Source organism: Amycolatopsis sp. NPDC051903 (assembly GCF_044452505.1).
In the GTDB taxonomy this organism is placed as follows: Bacteria; Actinomycetota; Actinomycetes; order Mycobacteriales; family Pseudonocardiaceae; genus Amycolatopsis.
Map to the genome: position 1 here is coordinate 50,853 of NZ_JBITBT010000037.1, position 17,514 is coordinate 68,366.

Here is a 17,514-nt window from a genome sequence, read left to right on the forward strand (position 1 = left end):
CGACTGATGGACGGCTACACCGTCGACCCGAACATCCTGCAGACCTACGCGACCGATCTGGACGACCGCGGCAGCAAGGTGACCTCCGCGGCGAACCGGGTGCAACAGCTGAACGGCGGCGACATCAACGCGTTCGGCGTCGCCGTGGGCCAGGTGCTCGGGATTCCGACGCGCATCGCGCTCGGCGTGCTGCACGACCAGGTGAACGGCGCCGCGAAGGCGTACACCGACCAGGCGAGCAACGTGCGCACCGCCGCGGACCAGTACCGCAGCAGCGACACCTCGCAGTCCGACGCCCTCAAGGGATTGGGGCAACCGCTGTGACGACGTCGTTCGACCCCAACGCCAAGCCCGACTTCGGTGCCGGCGTGGTCATCACCGACTCGAACAAGTTCTCCGGCGCCGGTTTCCTGGACTCGTACACGTTCCTGATCAAGAGCTGCGAGGACATCAAGACCGCCGACGACTCCGACAAGGCGGCGCTCGGCGTCTCGATCGGGCTCGGGGTGGTGGCTTCCGCCGTCGACACGGTGAAGTTCGCGCTGAACCCGCTGGGCAGCCTGATCTCCGCCGGGCTCGGCTGGCTGATCGAGCACGTGAGCTTCCTGCGCGAGCCGCTCGACATGCTGATGGGCGATCCGGACCAGATCCAGCTGCTGAGCCAGGAAGTGCACACGGTCGCCGAGAGCATCCGGCAGATCGCGGAGGACCAGAAGTCCTCTTTGAACGGTGACATCAGCCACTGGGAAGGCTCGGCGGGTGAGACCTTCAAGCAGCGCATGCAAGAGCTCGCGGCCGATCTGGACAGCAAGGCCCACGGCACCGACATCGTCGGCTACCTGATCCAGACGAACATGGCCATCATCGCCGCCGTGCGGGGCCTGTTCCGCGACCTCATCACCACCGTCCTCGGCGACATGATCTCCACGATGCTGATCGCGCTCGCCGCCGCCATCCCGACGTTCGGCGCGTCGATCGTCGCGGGCGTCAGCTGGTGCGTCGCCCAGGCAACGCTCACCGCGACCTCACTCGGCGCGAAACTCGCGGCGGTCGTCGCGCAGGCCACGCGCTCCGCCGGCCGCATCGGCGACGTCGTCAAGGCCCTCAAGACCCGCCCGGGCGTCGGCGGCGCCGCCGGCGGCGGCAGCAGCGCCGCCCACGCGGGCGACGACATCCCGATGACGAACGTCGGCAACTCCGGCCACGGCGGCACCGGCGGCGGCACGGGCGGTGGGACGGGCGGCACCCACGCGGGCGACGACGTTCCCCCTCCGGTCCCACCCAAGGACAACACCGGCGGTGGCTCGGGTTCGGGTTCTGGTTCTGGCTCGGGCTCCGGTTCTGGCACCGGCGGCACGCACTCCGGCGACGACTCCGCCACTCCGCCTCCCGCCAACACCGGCGGCAGCGGCAGCGGCTCGGGTTCGGGCTCTGGCTCAGGTTCAGGCTCTGGCTCGGGTTCGGGCTCTGGCTCGGGTTCGGGCTCTGGCTCGGGTTCAGGCTCTGGCAGCACCCACGCCAGCGACGACGTCCCACCACCAGTCCCACCGAAGGACGACGCCCCGACCAACACCGGCGGCGGCCCAGGCTCCGGCTCCGGCACCCACTCCGGCGACGACGCCACCACGCCACCCCCAGCCAGCCACGCGGGCGACGACGTCCCTCCGCCGGTGCCACCGAAGGACGACGTCCCCACCAACACCGGCGGCTCAGGCTCGGGCAGCCATGCGGGCGACGACGTTCCCCCACCGGTCCCGCCGAAAGACGACGCCCCCACCAACACCGGCGGCGGCTCAGGCTCCGGCACCCACCCCGGCGACGACGCCACTACACCGCCCCCGTCCAGCCACACCGGCGAGGATGTCCCCCCGCCGGTCCCACCGAAGGACGACGCCCCCACCAACACGGGCGGCGGCGCGGGCGGCAGCCACACCGGCGACGACGTTCCCCCACCGGTGCCGCCCAAGGACGACGTCCCCACGAACACCGGTGGCGGCTCGGGCACCCACCCCGGCGACGATGCCACCACCCCGCCCCCGTCCAGCCACTCCGGCGACGACACTCCCTCGCCGGTCCCACCCAAGGACGACGCACCTTCCTCGCAGCACGGAGACGACACGTCCTCGACCGCCGGCGACCACGGCCACGACGACACCCTGCCGAGCACCCACCACGGCGACGATGCCTCGTCCACAGCCGGTAACCACGGTCACGACGACACGCCGCCCGCCGGACACCACGGCGACGACGCCTCGTCCACAGCCGGCAACCACGGCCACGACGACACCCCGCCGGGCACCCACCACGGCGACGACGCCTCATCCACTGGCGGAAACCACGGCCACGACGACACGCCACCCGGCAGCCACCACGGCGACGACGCGGCCTCCAGCAACGGCAGCCACCACGGCGACGACGCCGCACCCCCGGCCAACCAGCCGCCCCCGAACAAGACGCCGTGGACGAAGGCGCACGAGGATTGGCTGAAGCAGCACCAGCCGGAAGCGTTCGCGAAGTACAAGTACCTCGAGAACCAGCTGAAAGCGAACTACCCGCAGTCCTTCTCGATCCTCAAGCAGTGGATCGCGGACTCCGACAGCGCCAAGGAAATGTGGGCGTGGCCGGTGAAGGGCGGGCAGGAGATCGCCAAGCAGATGCTCGACATCCAGAAAACAGCAGAGACCGGCTGGGCCAACGCCGACCAGAACCAACCCGCCGACGGCGGCCACTGACCCACCACCACTGACCGGCACCGTCCGCCGGCCGGGGCACCTCCAGTCCCGGCCGGCGGACGGCTTCCTGCGCCAGGAACCGTTCGGCCACAGGTATTCCCCGGCGAAGTGCCCCGGACACACCGGCGCCTCGACAATCCGGCCGCCAAGTCAGCCGACCACGGCATCGGCGACCGGCGGCGCAAGCCAAGTGAGCCGGGCCTCCGCCGCCGGACGAAGCAGCACCGAGCTGACCAGCGGCTCTCACCGCACATGAGCCGAGCCCGGCACGCCACGACGGTTACAACACCAGCCGCGCCCGAACCCGCCCGCAGACAACGGCCTGACCAGAAGCACCGCAGCGCAAGCTGAGCCTGAGCCCCGGGCGGTACCCGACGGAGCACGCCGGGCGGCCAAAAACCCACCGCCATCGCCCGTGGCTCGGGCGAACGCGTACCGAGATAGTCGCCCCGCAACGACAGTCGGCCGGCCGAACCGCCGCACCTGCCTACAGCGCAAGCCAATCCGGACCCACCGAACGAGAAGCGCTGGGAGGCCGCCGCAAGACTCGGACAGGCACGAGCCGGCCAGAGCCAGATCCGCCCGGCCGACAACGGCAGCGCGGAGCCCCGGTAGCGCAAGCCAAGCGTGAATCAGGTCAGCGACAGCTCCGCTGGTCAGGAATGGCCCGCGGCTCACACACCGGCCACGAACCGCAAGCCACCCCCAGCTGCCCAGAGCAAGAACTCAGGAAACCAGCTGCGGGTACATCCCGGCCAGCTCCCCCGCAAGCCCCGCCCGCACGTAGCGGCTGAAGTCGTCGGCCACGACCTCGAAGGCGCCCTTCTCCACACCGTCGAGGGTGAGGGCGGCGATGTCCGCCGGGTTGGATTTGGGGTCGGTGACGTCGGCGGCCATGTCCGTGTCCATGTAGCCGACGTGCAGGGCGGTGACCTGGGTGCCCTGGTCGTGCAGGGCCAGGCGCAGGCCGTTGGTCAGCTGCAGGGCCGCGGCCTTGCCGGCGGAGTACGCGTTCAGGTGCGGCGCCGTGACCCACGACATCACGGACAGCACGTTCAGCACGGCCCCGCCGCCGTTCGAGGCCAGCACGGGGGCGAAGGCGCGAGTCGTGGCGAGGGGACCGAAGTAGTGGGTCTCCATTTCGAGCCGGACGTCGTCGAGGGAGCCGTCCAGGAACGCGGCGCCCGTCGAGACGCCGGCGTTGTTCACCAGCAGCGTCACGTCCTGCGCCTGCGCGGCGGCTGCGGCCACGGACGCCGGGTCCGTCACGTCCAGCGCGAGCGGCACCACGCCCGGCAAGTCGACCGTCTCCGGCCGGCGCGCGGCGGCGTACACCTTCGCCGCGCCGCGTTCGAGGAGGGCGGCCGCGAGTTCCCGGCCGAACCCGCGGTTCGCGCCCGTCACCAGCGCCACCGAACCCTTGATCTCCATGAGTCTCACCCTTCTGACTTTCTATCTGCAAGCTAGCCACCGCAGACACTACGGGGTAAACTTGCTACAGGCAAGTCAGCAAGGAGGAATCGTGGGCCGACGCACTAGCTGGACCGGCACTTCCTGCCCCATCGCCCGGGGAGCAGACGTCCTCGGCGAACCGTGGACGCTCGTGATCCTGCGCGACGCGCACCTCGGCACCACCCGCTTCGACGAGTTCCGCAGCCACCTCGGCATCGCGGACAACGTGCTGGCCGCGCGCCTGGCCCGCATGGTCGAGACGGGACTGCTCGCCCGCGTCCCCTACCGCGACGGCGGCCGCACGCGCGACGAGTACCGCCTCACCGAAGCCGGCGCCGACACGCTGCCCGTGATCCACGCGCTCGGCCGGTGGGGCGACGCGCACACGGATTCCCCCACGGCCGCGGAGCCGATGCAGCTGGTCCACACCACCTGCGGCGAGCTCACGCGTCCCGGCGAGCGGTGCGACCACTGCGGAGCCGGGCTCACCCGCACGGACCTCAACCGGCTCGAGCTGGACACCCACGAAGAAGTTCCGCTGGCGGCGCCCGTCGCCTGAATGTCAACCCGTGAAAGGTGTTGGCAAATCACCACTATCCGGACAGTACGAAAGTCGGGTCACAAACGGGGCTTGATTGCCTAGATTCGGTGCAGCGCGCGCAAATCAGGCAAACTCCCCAAACCCCGAGGAGCTTTCCGATGTCGAGGAAGTTCTTGCTGTCCGGTGCCGTCGCGCTCGCCGTCGCGGCCGCCCCGCTCGTCGGCGGCACGGCCACCGCGGCCACCGCCGCCACCGACCAGGCCGCCGCGGTCACCACGGTGTACTACAGCACTTCAGGCGCGCCGACGTTCCGCTCGGCGATCAACGCGGGCGCGGCCAACTGGAACGCCGCTGTGAAGAACGTCAAACTGGTCGAACGCTCGTCCGGTGCTTCCCTGCGCTACGTCGAGGGCAACGACCCGCGCGGCTCCTACGCCCAGTCCGACGGCCACGGCACGGGCACCGTCTTCATCGACTACACCCAGGCCCGCCAGTACGACAACACGCGGATCACCGCCCACGAGACCGGCCACGTGCTCGGCCTGCCCGACCACTACTCCGGCCCGTGCTCCGAGCTGATGTCCGGCGGCGGCCCCGGCCCGTCGTGCACCAACGCCACGCCCAACACGCAGGAACGGTCCCGAGTGGACTCCCTGTGGGCCAACGGGTTCCGCACCCTCGGCGCCGGTGGCGCGCAGCAGCGAATCTACGAAACGACGATGACCCGCTGAGCACAGGGGGTTCCCCGGAAACCCCGGGGAGCCCCCGCTTCACATCCGCGACAGCAGCCGGTCGCGCGCCACTTCCAGGTGCGCGGCCATCGCCTTGCGCGAAGCGGCGGCGTGACCGGCCACGAGCGCCTCGACGATCGCCCGGTGCTCCGAGATCGTCTGCTCCCCGAACGGCTGGTTGTAGTTGAGCCGGAAGAAGTGCAGGTGGCAGTGGGTGCGCGCGAACGCCTGCTCCACCGCCGCGTTGCCCGCGATGCGCAGCACCAGCTCGTGCAGCCGCGCGTCGTGCGCGGTCAGGGCTTTGTAGTCGCGGTACGCGTCGTGCGCCGGCGCCGCCGGGCACGTGGCGAGTTCGGCCTCCAGTGCCGCCACGTGGGCGTCGGACATCGCCTTCGCGGCCAGCGCGGCGCTCGGCGGTTCCAGCAGCAGCCGCAGCGCATACACGTCGTCGACCTCGCGCCGCGACAGCAGCTCGCTCACGCGGTACCCCCGCAACGGCAGGCGGCTCACCAGCTCTTCGGATTCCAGGCGCGCCAGCGCTTCCCGCACCGGCGTGCCCGACACCCCCAACTCGCGCGCGATCTCGTCGATGTTCACGCGGGCGCCGGGCGCGATGCCGTCGTTCATGATCAGCGCGCGCAGCTGCTCGTACACCCCGTCGGCGAGCACCTGCCGGGCCGGCAGTGCCTGGAACCCAGGCGTCACGATCGATCCACAGTGGACAGGTCAAGCAGCAGCGCCTGCGCCGGGTCCAGCACCGGCATCGGCAGGCCGGCCACGCTCAGCACCGCGCCCGGCAGGTCCACCGGCCCCGCGAGAGCACGCGTGAACCACTCCGGCGCCGCCACTTCGCGCAACGACGGCAGCCCGGCCTCGTCGCGCACCCGCACGCGGTAGGTCCGCGCCGGGTCCAGCCCGGGCAGCCGCACGCGCCCCGGCTGGCCCGCCGCGCCCGTCGTCAGCCGCGCCCAGCAGTACACCGCCCGGTCGTCGGCCACCACGCCGTGCAGGTACGCGTCGTCGTCGGGCAGATCGGCGCGGACGACCCGGCCGTGGTGCAGCAGCGGCCGCAGTTCCTTGTACAGCCCGGCCCACGCCGTGAACGCCGCCAGTTCCTCCGGCGAGCTGCGCGTGAGGTCCGCTTCGATGCCCGCGTGTCCGAACAACGCGGTGCTCAGCCGGAACGACAGGTCCGTCACGCGCGCGGTCGTGTGGCTGCGTTCGGCGCCGACGTGCGAGCCGATCACCTCCGGCGGGATCAGCTGCCCGGTCCAGCGCTGGATCGCCTGCCGCTCCAGCGGGTCGAGGCAGTCCGACGCCCACACGCGGTCGGTCCGGCCCAGGATCCCGAGGTCGACGCGCCCGCCGCCGCTCGCGCAGCTCTCGATCTCCAGCCGCGGGTGGCGCTCACGCAGTTCGTCGAGCAACCGGTACAGCGCAAGCGTTTGCGCCCGTGTGCCCGCCCGGCCCGTCACGCGGTCGACGGCCTCGTGCAGTTCGCGGTTGTGGTCCCACTTCAGGTAGTCGACGCCGTACTCACCCACCAACGCGTCGAGCGATGCCAGCAAGTACGCGTACGCTTCGGGTCGCGCGAGGTTCAGCGCGTACTGGTTACGAGCCGACCCGCCCAGTTCCGCCGGCCCCAGCACCCACGACGGGTGCTCCCGGGCCAGGTCGGAGTCCAGGTTCACCATCTCCGGCTCGACCCACAGCCCGAATTCCATCCCCAGCGCGTGCACGCGCTCCACCAGCGGCGTCAGCCCCCGTGGCCACACCTCGCGGTCGACGGTCCAGTCGCCGAGGCCCGCGGAGTCGTCGCGGCGGCCGCGGAACCAGCCGTCGTCGAGGACCACCCGCTCCACCCCGACCTTCGCACCCAGCTCCGTGAGCTCCAGCAGCCGGTCGAGGTCGTGCTCGAAGTACACGGCCTCCCAGGTGTTCAACGTCAACGGCCGAGGTTCACCGCTGTGCGCGGCCCGCGAGCGGTGGTAGGCGTGGAAGCGCGCGGCGAGCCCGTCGAGCCCCTCGGCCGACCACGCGAAGCACACCACCGGCGCCACGTACGACTCACCCGCCGCGAGCCGGACCTCACCCGGCCGCAGCAGTTCCCCGCCGCCGAGCACGCTCGCGTGCACCCCGGCCCCTTCGGGCAGCCGCTCGGCGAACCACTTCTGGTCACCGCTCCACGCCACGTGCATCCCCCACACCTCACCGGCGGCGAAGGAGAACCCGGGCTCGCCGACCGTCAGCAGGTACGGCGAATCGGCGCCGGGCTTGCCGCGCCGGACCTCGCGCACGTGGCCGCCGTACGCGAGCGGCACGCGCTGCGGACTGCGTTCGCGGCACCACTTGCCCGTGAAATCCAGGACTTCGGCCGCCCGGCGCGGCAGTGGCAACGCGGCCACCACCCCGGCCAGGTCGTACACGCCGTCGCCGGCGCGCCGCGTGACGGTAGTCGCGACCTCCAGCACTCCCGACGGCGTCAGCCGGTAGGTCAGCTCCACGTCCAGCCCCGACGCCGCGTCGGTGAGCTCCAGCGTCACCGTGTTCGCGTCGTGGCGAAAACCGCTCAACACCGGCCGCGGCACCGCGCCGCGGCCGGCCACGTGGCCCGACACCGCGGGGGTGCCGGACCACGTGTCCGCTTCGGTGGGCCACACCGAGAACGCGCGGGGCCCGTCGGGCGCGTTGTTGAGCACCGCGGCCCCGGCGGTCAGGCGCAGCGCCTCGGTGTCCGCTTCAGACAGTTCGCCGAGATCGGCGCCCCAGTGCAGCACCCGTGGCACCGGGTGGGCGAGTTCCACGGCGAAACTCGTCCCGCCGGCACGCAGGCCGACCACCGAAGGGCTGGGCATGTCGTCACTCCTGACTCCCGTGCGGCCTAGCTCTTGGCGAGCAGGGCGGCGCTCTGTTTCTGCATCTCGGGGAACACGTCGTCATTGCGGTCGTGCGCGTAGAACGACTCCAGCAGCGGCTCTTCCGCGGCCTGCACGGCGGCGCCGTTGGCGTAGACCTCGGCCGGGTACAGCGTGCCGTTCTTCAGCATCGTGGTGAACACCGACAGGTCCACGCCCTGCGGTTTCATGGCCGCGGTGGCGGCGTCCATCGAGGCCGGGATCGACGGGAAGAAGGTGCCGGTCTTCGACGCGGCCGTCTGGCACTCCTGCGAACCCATGTACGAGACCCACTTCCAGGTCAGGTCGGGGTTCTTGGTGCCGGCCCAGATGGTGTTGCCGTTGGAGTTCGACGTCAGCGCGCGGGTCTTGCCGTCCGGTCCCGCGGGCGGCGCGGCGATCCCGATCTTGACACCCGGCAGCTTCGCGAAACTCGGAGCGGACCAGGAACCCGAGAGTTCCATCGCGACCTTGCCCGAGCCGATCAGGTCCGCGTCGCTGACGGTGGACTGGCCACCGCCGGTGGTGAAGGTGCCGATCTTCGGCGCCAGGCCGCGGTCGGTGAGCGTGCGGATGTAGTTCGCGGTCTTGATGAACCGCGGGTCGTCGTAGTTGAACTTCGTCGGCCACTCCGGCTTGTCGCCCAGGCGCCAGCCGAGCGCCGAGGAGAACGCGCTGAAGGTCACCTGGCCGATGAAGTCCTTCGCGGCGAGCTGGCCCATGCCGTAGGTCGCGACGTTGTTCTTGTCGAAGCCGGGCTGGTCACCGCGCACGCCCTTCTTGTCGACGGTGAGGTGCGCGACCATCTTGTCGAACGTGCCGCCGTCGTCGGGGTTCCAGCTCAGGTTCTGCACGTCGGCGGCGGTGTAGCCGGCCTTGGTGAGCGCGTCGGTGTTGTAGTACAGCCCCGCGGCGGCCCAGTCGAGCGGCAGGCCGTACTGCTTGCCGTCGGTGAACTTCCACGAGTTGACGCCCACGGAGAACTTCTTGAGGTCGAAGTTGTCCTTCTTGAGGTAGTCGTCCAGCGGCAGCAGCTGGTGCTGGCTCGCGTACGCCTGCAGGAACTGCACGCTGTCCTGGAACGCGTCGGGCGCGGTGCCCGCGACGAACCCGGCGGTGAGCTTCGTGAAGTAGTCGGCCACGGTGTACTGCGAGATCTTCACCGTGACACCGGGGTTGGCCTTCTGGAAGTTGTCGGCGCACACCTGGTAGGCGGCGGCCTGGTGGTCGTCCCAGGTCCACCAGTTGACCGTGTTCCCGCCGGCGTTCGACGAGCCGCCGCCGCAAGCGGCCAGCACGGCTCCGACGGCCGCCACCAGGCCGGTGGCGGCGAGAGTGCGGATCTTCATGGGTATTCCTCGCTTCCGCGCCACGAAGGCGCTCGTCCACTCCACTGTGGATAAGAAATCTCTTCAGCTGCCCGGTTTCAGCAGCGGTTCGAACGCGGCGAGCACGTTCTCGAGGTCCTGTCCCCCGCCCGCTTCGTGGCCGTTGTACTCCCACACGTCGAGGTTCTTCGGCCCGCGATAAGCGTTGTAGGCGCCGAAAACGGTCGACGGTGGCACGACGTCGTCCATCAGCCCCACGGAGAAGTGAGCCGGCGCGCTCGCCCGGCTCGCGAAGCCGATCCCGTCGAAGTAGGACAGCACCCCGAACGTCGCCTCGACCTGGTGCCGTTGTGCGGCGAGGTAGCCGGCGAGTTCGGTGTACGGCGCCTTGCCCGCGATCAGCGAGGCGCGCCGGAAGTCGCACAGGAACGGGGCCTGCGCGGACAAAGCGGCGACGTCGGGCACGAGCGCCGCCGCGGCCAGCGCGATTCCGCCGCCCTGGCTGTTACCCGCCACCGCGACCCGGTCGGCGTCGACGACGTCGAGCGTCCGCACGGCCGCCACGGCCCGCGCCGCGTCGGTGAACACGCGGCGGTAGAAGTACGTTTCCCGGCTTTCGATCCCCCGCGTCAGGAACCCCGGGAACGCCGGCCCGCTGCCGACGGGGTCGCCGGTCGTACCGCCCGCGTGCGCACCGCCCTGGCCCCGCACGTCCACCTGCAGCTGCGCGTACCCGGCCGAAGGCCAGAGCAGTTCCTCGACCGCGCTGCCGCGGCCGCTGCCGTAGCCGTGGAACTGGACGACCGCGGGCAGCGGGCGGGGTTGTCCCTTCGGCACACGAAGCCACGCGTGGATCGGGTGCCCGCCGAAACCGGCGTAGGTCACCTCGAACACGTCGAGTGTCCGCAACGGCGTCTTCACGGGTGCCGCCACCACTTCGAGGTCGTACGCAGCCGCCTCGGCGAGGGTTTCGCGCCAGAAGTCGTCGAAGTCCCCAGGCGCCTGGTACGCGCTCGTGTAGGTGCGCAGCTCGGCGAGCGGCAGGTCGGTCAGCATCAGCGAGCACCGTCCCATCGGGACACTTGGCCGACGGCGAGCCGGACCTGCGTGCTGCCACCGGGCCACCGGACCACGACGTCGTCGTCCGGATCGCCGGACACCCGCGTCACTGCCGCCGAGACGAGCTGCCCCGCGCGCCACTCGACGTCAACTGCCAGCCCGCCGCGAGCGCGCAGGCCGCGCGCCGAGCCGTCGGGCCAGGCCACCGGCAGCGCGGGCAGCAGGTCGATCACCCCGGTGTGGCTCTGCACCACGAGTTCCGCGAGCCCCGCGGGGAAGCCGTAGTTGCCGTCGATCTGGACCGGCGGGTGCGTGCTGAACAGGTTGGGCAGCAGGCCACCCCACTCCGAGCCGTCGACGGGTGCGTCGCGGTGGCGGTCGCCGGTGAACGGCTGCGCCGCCTCCAGCAGCAGCGCCCGCGCGGTGTCCCCGTCGCCGAGTCGAGCGCGCAGTGCGATCTTCCACGCCCACGACCAGCCCATCGCGCCCGGCCCGCGGCGGTCCGTCAGCGCGGTCGCCGCGTCGGCGAGGTCGGTGCCCGCCGTGATCTCGCCCAGCGGGTACACGGACACGAGCTGCGACAGGTGCCGGTGTTTCGGGTCGTGCTCGGGGTAGTCCTCCGCCCATTCGGCCAGCCAGCCGCCGGCCGTCGCGCGCGGCGGCCGCAGGCGCGGCAGCGCGGCCGTGATCTCGGCGGTGACCGGGTGGTCGAGGCCCAGCGCTTCCGCCGCCGCCAGCGTCCGGCTGAACACCGCGCGGATCAGCGCCGTGTCCATCGCGACGGACCACGTCAGCGATTCTGGCTCGCCGGCTTCGGAGAGGAACAGGTTCTCCGGCGACGTCGATGGGATCGTGTCGAGGAACCCGTCCGGGCCTTCGGTGAGCCAGTCGAGGCAGAATTCGGCGCAGCCGCGCAGCAGCGGCCACGCCGTGTGGCGCAGGAACTCGCGGTCGCGCGTGAAGTCGTAGTGGTCCCAGGCGTGCTGGACGAGCCACGCACCGCCCATCGGCCAGATCGCCCACGACGGGTTGCCGTGCCCCATGCCGACGGCCAGCGCCCAGCCCCACGGATCGGTGTTGTGGTGCGTGACCCAACCGCGGGCGCCGTACAGCTCACGCGCCACGTCGGCGCCGGTCGCGGAGAGCTTGTCCAGCAGGTCGAACAGCGGACCGTGGCACTCGCCAAGACCGGTGGTCTCGGCGGCCCAGTAGTTCATCTCGGTGTTGATGTTCACCGTGTAGTTCGACGACCACGCCGGACGCAGTTCTTCGTTCCAGATGCCCTGCAGGTTGGCGGGCGGCGCGCCGGGCCGGCTCGAGGCGGCCAGCAGGTAACGGCCGTAGGCGAACAGCACCGTCGCCGTGAGCTGGTCGTCCTTTCCGGACAGGACGTCGGCGGCGACGTCGTACGTGCCGGTGCGCCGGGGCCCGAGCTGCAGGCTCGCCGCCGCCAGCAGCGGCCGCAGATCGGCTTCGTGCGCCCGCAGCAGCTCGTCGGCGCCGGCGATCACCGCGGCCGTAGCGGTTCCGGCGGCGTGGGCCTGGTGGCGTTCGCGCGAACGCGGCGCCGAGCCCGTCCAAACGTCAGCCGCGTTGGTCGAGGTGGCGACGGCGACGAGCAGGCGCGTGGCCCCGGCGACGGCGAGCCGTCCGTCCACTGCGGACACCACACCGTCGGTGTCGAGCCGCAGCGAGAGCGCGCCGAAGGGGTCGTAGCCGGGCGCCGCGCGCTCCGCGTACCGCAGCGGTTCGGCGACTTCCGGTTCGTGCTTGGGCGCGCCGTCCACGGGCAGCTCGATGCCCAGCGTGATCCCGGTGCGGTCGACGAGCCGCGTGACCTCACGCAGCGGCGTGCTCAGTGCCACGCCGAGATCGACGGGTGTGGAAGCCGTCAGCGACAGCACCACCGCGCCCGCTGGCCGGCTCGCCCACGCCACGCGGTCCACCGTCGCCGGCCCGAGCGTCAGCCGCTCGGTGACCACGCCGTTGGCGAGGTTGAGCGTGCGGCCGTGACTCTCGCCCTCGGGCAGCGTGAGCCACACGTCGCCCCACGGCAGGAATTCCTGGCTGTAGGGACCTTCGAACGCCATGAGCAGCGCTTCGGCCCGCCGGTAGTCGCGCGCTCGCACGGCTTCGCGCACCTCGGCGAGGCGCGCCGGCCCGGCGCCGGCGGCGACCACGCCGGCCAGCGCGGCACCCGGGCCCGCGGGGGTGCCGGACCACACCGTGGCGTCGTTCACCTGCACGCGGCTGCGCCCGGCACCGCCGAACACCATCGCGCCGAGCCGGCCGTTGCCGACGGGGCACGCCTCGGTCCACTCGGCCGCGGGAGCGGGCCAGGACAGGCGGAGATCTTCGTTCGTCACAGTCAGCTCACTTGAGCCCGGTGAACCCGATGGAGTTCACGATCCGCTTGCCGAACACCACGAACACCAGCAGCATCGGCAGCGCGGCGACGAGCGTCGCGGCCATCAGGCCCGGCCAGTCCAGCGCCTCCTGCGGCGACGACTGCTTGAACACCGCCAGCGCGAGCGTCAGCGGGCTCGTCGACTGGTCCGTGGACACGAGCAGGGGCCAGAAGTAGTCGTTCCAGGTGTTGATGAACGTCAGCAGCGCGAGCGTCGCGATCGGCGCCGAGCACATCGGCAGCACGATCCGGAAGCACACGCGCAGCGGTCCGGCGCCGTCGATGATCGCCGCTTCCTCGATCTCCGTCGAGAGCCCGAGCATGAACTGGCGCAGGAAGAAGATGTTGAACGCCGAGAAGAACGCGTTGGGCAGCACGAGCCCCGCGAACGTGTTCAGCAGCCCCAGGTCCTTCACCAGCACGAAGTTCGGCAGCAGCGTGAGCACCTGCGGCACCATCAGCGCCGTGAGCAGGATCGAGAACACTGCGTTGCGCCCGCGCCACTGCAGCCGCGCGAACGCGTAGGCGGCGAGCGAGGAGAAGAACACGGTGCACACGGTGAGCAGGGCCGCGTAGATGATCGAGTTCCGCAGTGCCGACGTCAGCCCGAGCGACGCGCCGGAACCACCCTGCGCCACGGCTTCCGCCGGCGACGCGAGCCCCAGCGCGCGCTTGAACGCGCCGAACGTGAAGTCCACCGGGAAGAACGACGACGGGTCGGTGGAGAGCGCGTAGTTGTTGGACAGCGCGGTGCGCAGCATCCAGTAGAACGGGAAGATCGTGACCAGCAGGATGAGCACGACGTAAGCCCACGCGATGATGCGGCCCGGCGAGACGTGCTTGCGCGCGCGGGCGGGCGCCGGTCGAGTCAGCGTAACCATGTCCCCTGCCCTAGTTCGTGTCGGATTCACCGGCCCGCGCGAGGCGCAGCTGGGTGAAGGTGATGGCGATCAGCAGCACGAACAGCGCCAGCGACATCGTGGCCGCGTACCCGAAGTCGAACTGCTTGAACGCCTTGTTGTAGATGTACATCTGCAGCACGTTCGACGCGTTGGCCGGACCGCCCTGCGTGGTCACGGCGACGATGTCGAAGATCTGGAACGAGCTGATCACCGTGAGGATCACGACCATCACCAGGATCGGGCGCAGCAGCGGGAGCGTCAGGCGGCGGAACATCTGGATCTCGCTCGCGCCGTCGATGCGCCCGGCCTCGTACACCGTGGCCGGGATCGTTTGCAGGCCCGCGAAGATGAGCACCGAGTTGTAGCCCATGGACTTCCACACGTTGATCGCCGCGAGCGTCGGCACGGCCCAGCCGCCGGAGCCGAGGAACAGCACCGGGTGGCCGAAGACCTTGGTGATGAGCACGTTGAGGATGCCGAGGCTCGGGTCGAGCATCAGCGACCACGTCAGCGCCGTCACCACACCGGAGATCAGGAACGGCAGGATCATCAGGCCGCGCAGGGTCGTCGACACGGCGAGCCGGTGGAGCACCACGGCGGTGACGAGCGAGACGAGCATGCCCAGCACCACCGACAGCACCACGAAGTAGACCGTGACGAGCAGCGACTGCCAGAACACGCCGTCGCCGATCAGCTCGGCGAAGTTGCCCAGCCCGATCCACTTCGGATCGGTGAGCACGTGGAACTCGGTGAAGCTGAGGTAGATCCCGCGCAGCGTCGGGTAGGCGAAGAACACCCCGAACCCGGCGATGGCGGGCAGCACGAGCAGCCACGCGATCCTCGCGTCGTGGCGGTGGGCGGCACCGCCGGGCCGGGTCTTGCGCGGTCTGTCCACCCGGGACGCCGTGGCGGCGCCTCGCGGGCGAAGGCTGTTTTCGGGCGTGGTCACCACCACGGCGTCCTCCTGGGTTCCTAGACGGTGAGCTGGTCGACGTCGAACACGCTGTCGCTCGGGTTGCCGAAGACGACCTGGTTGGTGCCGGCCATCAGGTAGATCGGCACCGTGATCGTCCGCGCGGTGTTCCAGTCGTTGTCGTTGGTACCCGGCACCGGCAGCCGGAACGAGCTGCCGTTGACCGTGACCACGGCCGAGCGGCTGGTGTCACCGTCGACGTAGCCGAGCTTCACCAGGTACGTGCCTTCGGCGGCGACCTTGATGTTGTTCATCGTGAGCAGACCGGATCCGCCGATGTACCCGACTTTCTTTCCGCCGGAGCAGGCGCAGTCGTACACGGTCGCGCCGCCGCCGGGGCTGCCGTTCTCCGCCTCGTACACGACCGGGCCCGAGGCCGCGGGCGTCACGTAGGACACCGGGGTGCTGGCGGCGGAGCCGCGGCCGGTCCGGTCGTGGCCGACCACGGTGAACTCGTACGACGTCGAGGGCTTGAGCCCGCTGACGGTCGTGCTGGTGCCGGTGGCCGAAGCGACCTTGCGGCCGCCGGCGAACACGTCGTAGCCGGTGATCGGGGCGAGCTTGCTCGCCGAGGCGTCCCAGGCCAGCGAGACGCTGGTGGGCGTCGACGCGGTGCCGTGGACGACGGCCGGAGCCGAGACCTGCACCGGGTTCACCGGGGTCAGGCGCAGCAGCTTCGACCCGTGCACGGGCAGGGCCGCGGTGAAGGAACCGTTGCTCAGCCCCAGTTCCTGGTGGCTCCACAGATCGCGGGCCTTCGCGGCGCCGGTGAGGCCGAAGTCGCCGAAGTTCGCCGTGACCTGCGCCGGCGAGGAGCCGAGGTTGAACAGCGCGAGGGTGTAGCTGCCGTCGGCGTTGCGGGCGTACCAGACCTGCTGGTCGCTCTTCTGGCTCACGGGTTTGGCCGGGACGCCCGCCTGGTCGACGGCGATGACCTCGTCGTTGGTGAGCAGCTTGGTGCCGTAGTCGTCGAGCTGCGTGAGGTCGTCACCGAGGTAGAGCGGGGCGGACTCGATGGCCCACAGCGTCATGTAGCTCTGGCGCTCGGCCTCGGTGATGCCGTCCATCTTGCCGCTGCCGACGTCGAGGGAGTCGAGGTTGTTCCAGTGGCCCGGGCCGGCGTCGGGGATGTACTGGACCACGTCGTTCCAGCGGCCCTTCACCGAGTTGTTCCAGGTGACGAGGGTGTCGCAGTAGCACTCGACGTCGGTGTCCACGCGCCAGCCGTTGGAGTTGTTCTGCCACACGTCCATCTGCGTGTGCGAGAGCGACCACGACAGGATGAACTGCATCGGGCGGCCGGTCTTCTTCAGTGCCGCGGACCAGGCCTTCACGTCGGCGGTGTTGTCGTGCGCGTCGCCGCCGCGGAACGAGCCCGGGCCGACGCCGTCGAGCTTCAGGAAGTCGACCCCCCAGCTCGCGAGCACGTCGGCCTCGGACTGGATGTAGGCCTGGGCGCAGGGGGTGGCGAAGTTGATCTGGTACGACTGGTTGTCCCAGCCGCTGGTCTGGCGCAGGTCGGGGTAGACGAGGTCGCGCGTGTGGCAGCCGGTGGTGCCGTAGATCGGCGAGTTTCCGTCGTTGTAGGCCTTGAGGTCCAGGCCGACGGCGAGGTAGGAGCCGAGCTTCAGGCCCTTCTTGTGCACGTAGTCCGCGACGTAGTTCATCCCGTCGGGGAACTTCTTCGCGTCGACGACCGGGCGGGCGTACTGGTCGAAGGACCCGAGCCAGCCGGCGTCGATGTTCACGTACTCGTAGCCGTGCTGCTTGAACTTGGCGGCCAGGACGTCGGCCTGCTGCAGCACGTGGGCTTCGTTCAGCCAGCTCGCGCCGCCGGTGGGGTTCACGCCGGGGTAGTTCGTGGACTCGAGGCTCCAGCTGCTCCAGCCCAGGTACGGCTTCTGGGCGAGCGGGGCGGTGTTCTGGGTGGTGGGGCTCGGGGTCGGGGTGGGAGCCGCCGGGGCGGCGGTGGCGGGGATCTGGATCGCCGAAAGCGTCAGCACCGAGGCGGCGATCCCGGTGAGGACGGCGAACCTCCGCCTCCCGGTTCTACCCGATGTTGGCCTGACAACCATGACCGCTCCTTCGAGGTCGGACCTTGGCACCGGACGGCCCGCGCGCCGCCCGGTGTTCCTGCTGACGTCAACCCGGTTTTCGCCGGGCCTTCAGTCGCTCGTGGCGCCGGATTCCGTCCCCAGACATCGGAGGTCCTGACGCGAAATGGCGCTCGTTGACGGACTCGGCTCACCCGCGGTTCCGAGGCCACGGAGGCGCCGGCTGCCCGTTACCCGAGTCGGGAATCCGAGCTTTTGCCCTGCTGCCACCACAGACACCTCTCCCGAACCGAGGATCCTATAGGATATGTGAACCGAGATTCTTACTTCGCGCTTCGACGGTGTCAACGAGGTCGCGGACAAAGATCTGACGAATCCGGTCCGGAGTCCAGAGCCCGCGAACACGGGCAGAATTAATTTCGCGACTGAGCGTGAGACGCG

13 protein-coding genes are annotated in these 17,514 nt (G+C 70.5%); 4 read left to right on the forward strand and 9 right to left on the reverse strand.

Going from position 1 to position 17,514, the window contains the following annotated elements:
- Positions 1-6 precede the first annotated feature (6 nt).
- On the forward strand, positions 7-324 hold the full coding sequence (locus ACIA77_RS42450; RefSeq protein WP_395891821.1) for a type VII secretion target: 318 nt from the start codon (positions 7-9) through the stop codon (positions 322-324).
- Complete coding sequence (locus ACIA77_RS42455; protein WP_395891822.1) at positions 321-2,732, forward strand: hypothetical protein; 2,412 nt, start codon at positions 321-323, stop codon at positions 2,730-2,732. The genes ACIA77_RS42450 and ACIA77_RS42455 overlap by 4 nt, the downstream gene beginning before the upstream one ends.
- A gap of 726 nt (positions 2,733-3,458) precedes the next feature.
- Here ACIA77_RS42455 and ACIA77_RS42460 read toward each other — a convergent pair.
- A complete protein-coding gene (locus ACIA77_RS42460) occupies positions 3,459-4,163 on the reverse strand; it encodes an SDR family oxidoreductase (protein ID WP_395891823.1) in 705 nt (234 codons plus the stop codon).
- A 91-nt stretch (positions 4,164-4,254) separates the two neighbouring features.
- Here ACIA77_RS42460 and ACIA77_RS42465 point away from each other — a divergent pair, with 91 nt between their 5' ends.
- The gene (locus tag ACIA77_RS42465) at positions 4,255-4,743 is read left to right on the forward strand and encodes a winged helix-turn-helix transcriptional regulator (protein WP_395891824.1); all 489 of its coding nucleotides are present in this window, start codon (positions 4,255-4,257) and stop codon (positions 4,741-4,743) included.
- Positions 4,744-4,883: 140 nt separating this feature from the next.
- Positions 4,884-5,456, forward strand: a complete 573-nt coding sequence (locus tag ACIA77_RS42470; protein ID WP_395891825.1) for a snapalysin family zinc-dependent metalloprotease — start codon at positions 4,884-4,886, stop codon at positions 5,454-5,456.
- Positions 5,457-5,495: 39 nt separating this feature from the next.
- Here the strand turns inward: ACIA77_RS42470 and ACIA77_RS42475 are convergent, their stop codons facing one another.
- The 8 genes from ACIA77_RS42475 to ACIA77_RS42510 all read right to left on the reverse strand — a co-directional run bounded on the left by ACIA77_RS42475 (position 5,496) and on the right by ACIA77_RS42510 (position 17,022).
- On the reverse strand, positions 5,496-6,161 hold the full coding sequence (locus ACIA77_RS42475; RefSeq protein WP_395891826.1) for a GntR family transcriptional regulator: 666 nt from the start codon (positions 6,159-6,161) through the stop codon (positions 5,496-5,498).
- Positions 6,158-8,311: an alpha-galactosidase gene (locus ACIA77_RS42480; protein WP_395891827.1), complete on the reverse strand. Its 2,154-nt coding sequence runs from the start codon at positions 8,309-8,311 to the stop codon at positions 6,158-6,160. The genes ACIA77_RS42475 and ACIA77_RS42480 overlap by 4 nt, the downstream gene beginning before the upstream one ends.
- A 26-nt stretch (positions 8,312-8,337) precedes the next feature.
- A complete protein-coding gene (locus ACIA77_RS42485; RefSeq protein ID WP_395891828.1) occupies positions 8,338-9,699 on the reverse strand; it encodes an ABC transporter substrate-binding protein in 1,362 nt (453 codons plus the stop codon).
- A 63-nt stretch (positions 9,700-9,762) separates the two neighbouring features.
- Positions 9,763-10,734 carry an acetylxylan esterase gene (locus ACIA77_RS42490; protein WP_395891829.1) on the reverse strand — a complete coding sequence of 324 codons (972 nt, stop codon included), beginning with the start codon at positions 10,732-10,734 and terminating at the stop codon, positions 9,763-9,765.
- Positions 10,734-13,103 carry a glycosyl hydrolase family 95 catalytic domain-containing protein gene (locus ACIA77_RS42495; RefSeq protein WP_395891830.1) on the reverse strand — a complete coding sequence of 790 codons (2,370 nt, stop codon included), beginning with the start codon at positions 13,101-13,103 and terminating at the stop codon, positions 10,734-10,736. The genes ACIA77_RS42490 and ACIA77_RS42495 overlap by 1 nt, the downstream gene beginning before the upstream one ends.
- 7 nt (positions 13,104-13,110) lie before the next feature.
- Positions 13,111-14,025 (reverse strand): carbohydrate ABC transporter permease, encoded by a 915-nt coding sequence (locus ACIA77_RS42500; protein ID WP_395891831.1) that lies wholly within the window; start codon positions 14,023-14,025, stop codon positions 13,111-13,113.
- 10 nt (positions 14,026-14,035) lie between these two features.
- Entirely contained in the window at positions 14,036-14,941 is a 906-nt protein-coding gene (locus ACIA77_RS42505) for a carbohydrate ABC transporter permease (protein ID WP_395891832.1), read from the reverse strand.
- A gap of 77 nt (positions 14,942-15,018) precedes the next feature.
- Positions 15,019-17,022, reverse strand: a complete 2,004-nt coding sequence (locus ACIA77_RS42510; protein WP_395891833.1) for a fibronectin type III domain-containing protein — start codon at positions 17,020-17,022, stop codon at positions 15,019-15,021.
- Positions 17,023-17,514 lie beyond the last annotated feature (492 nt).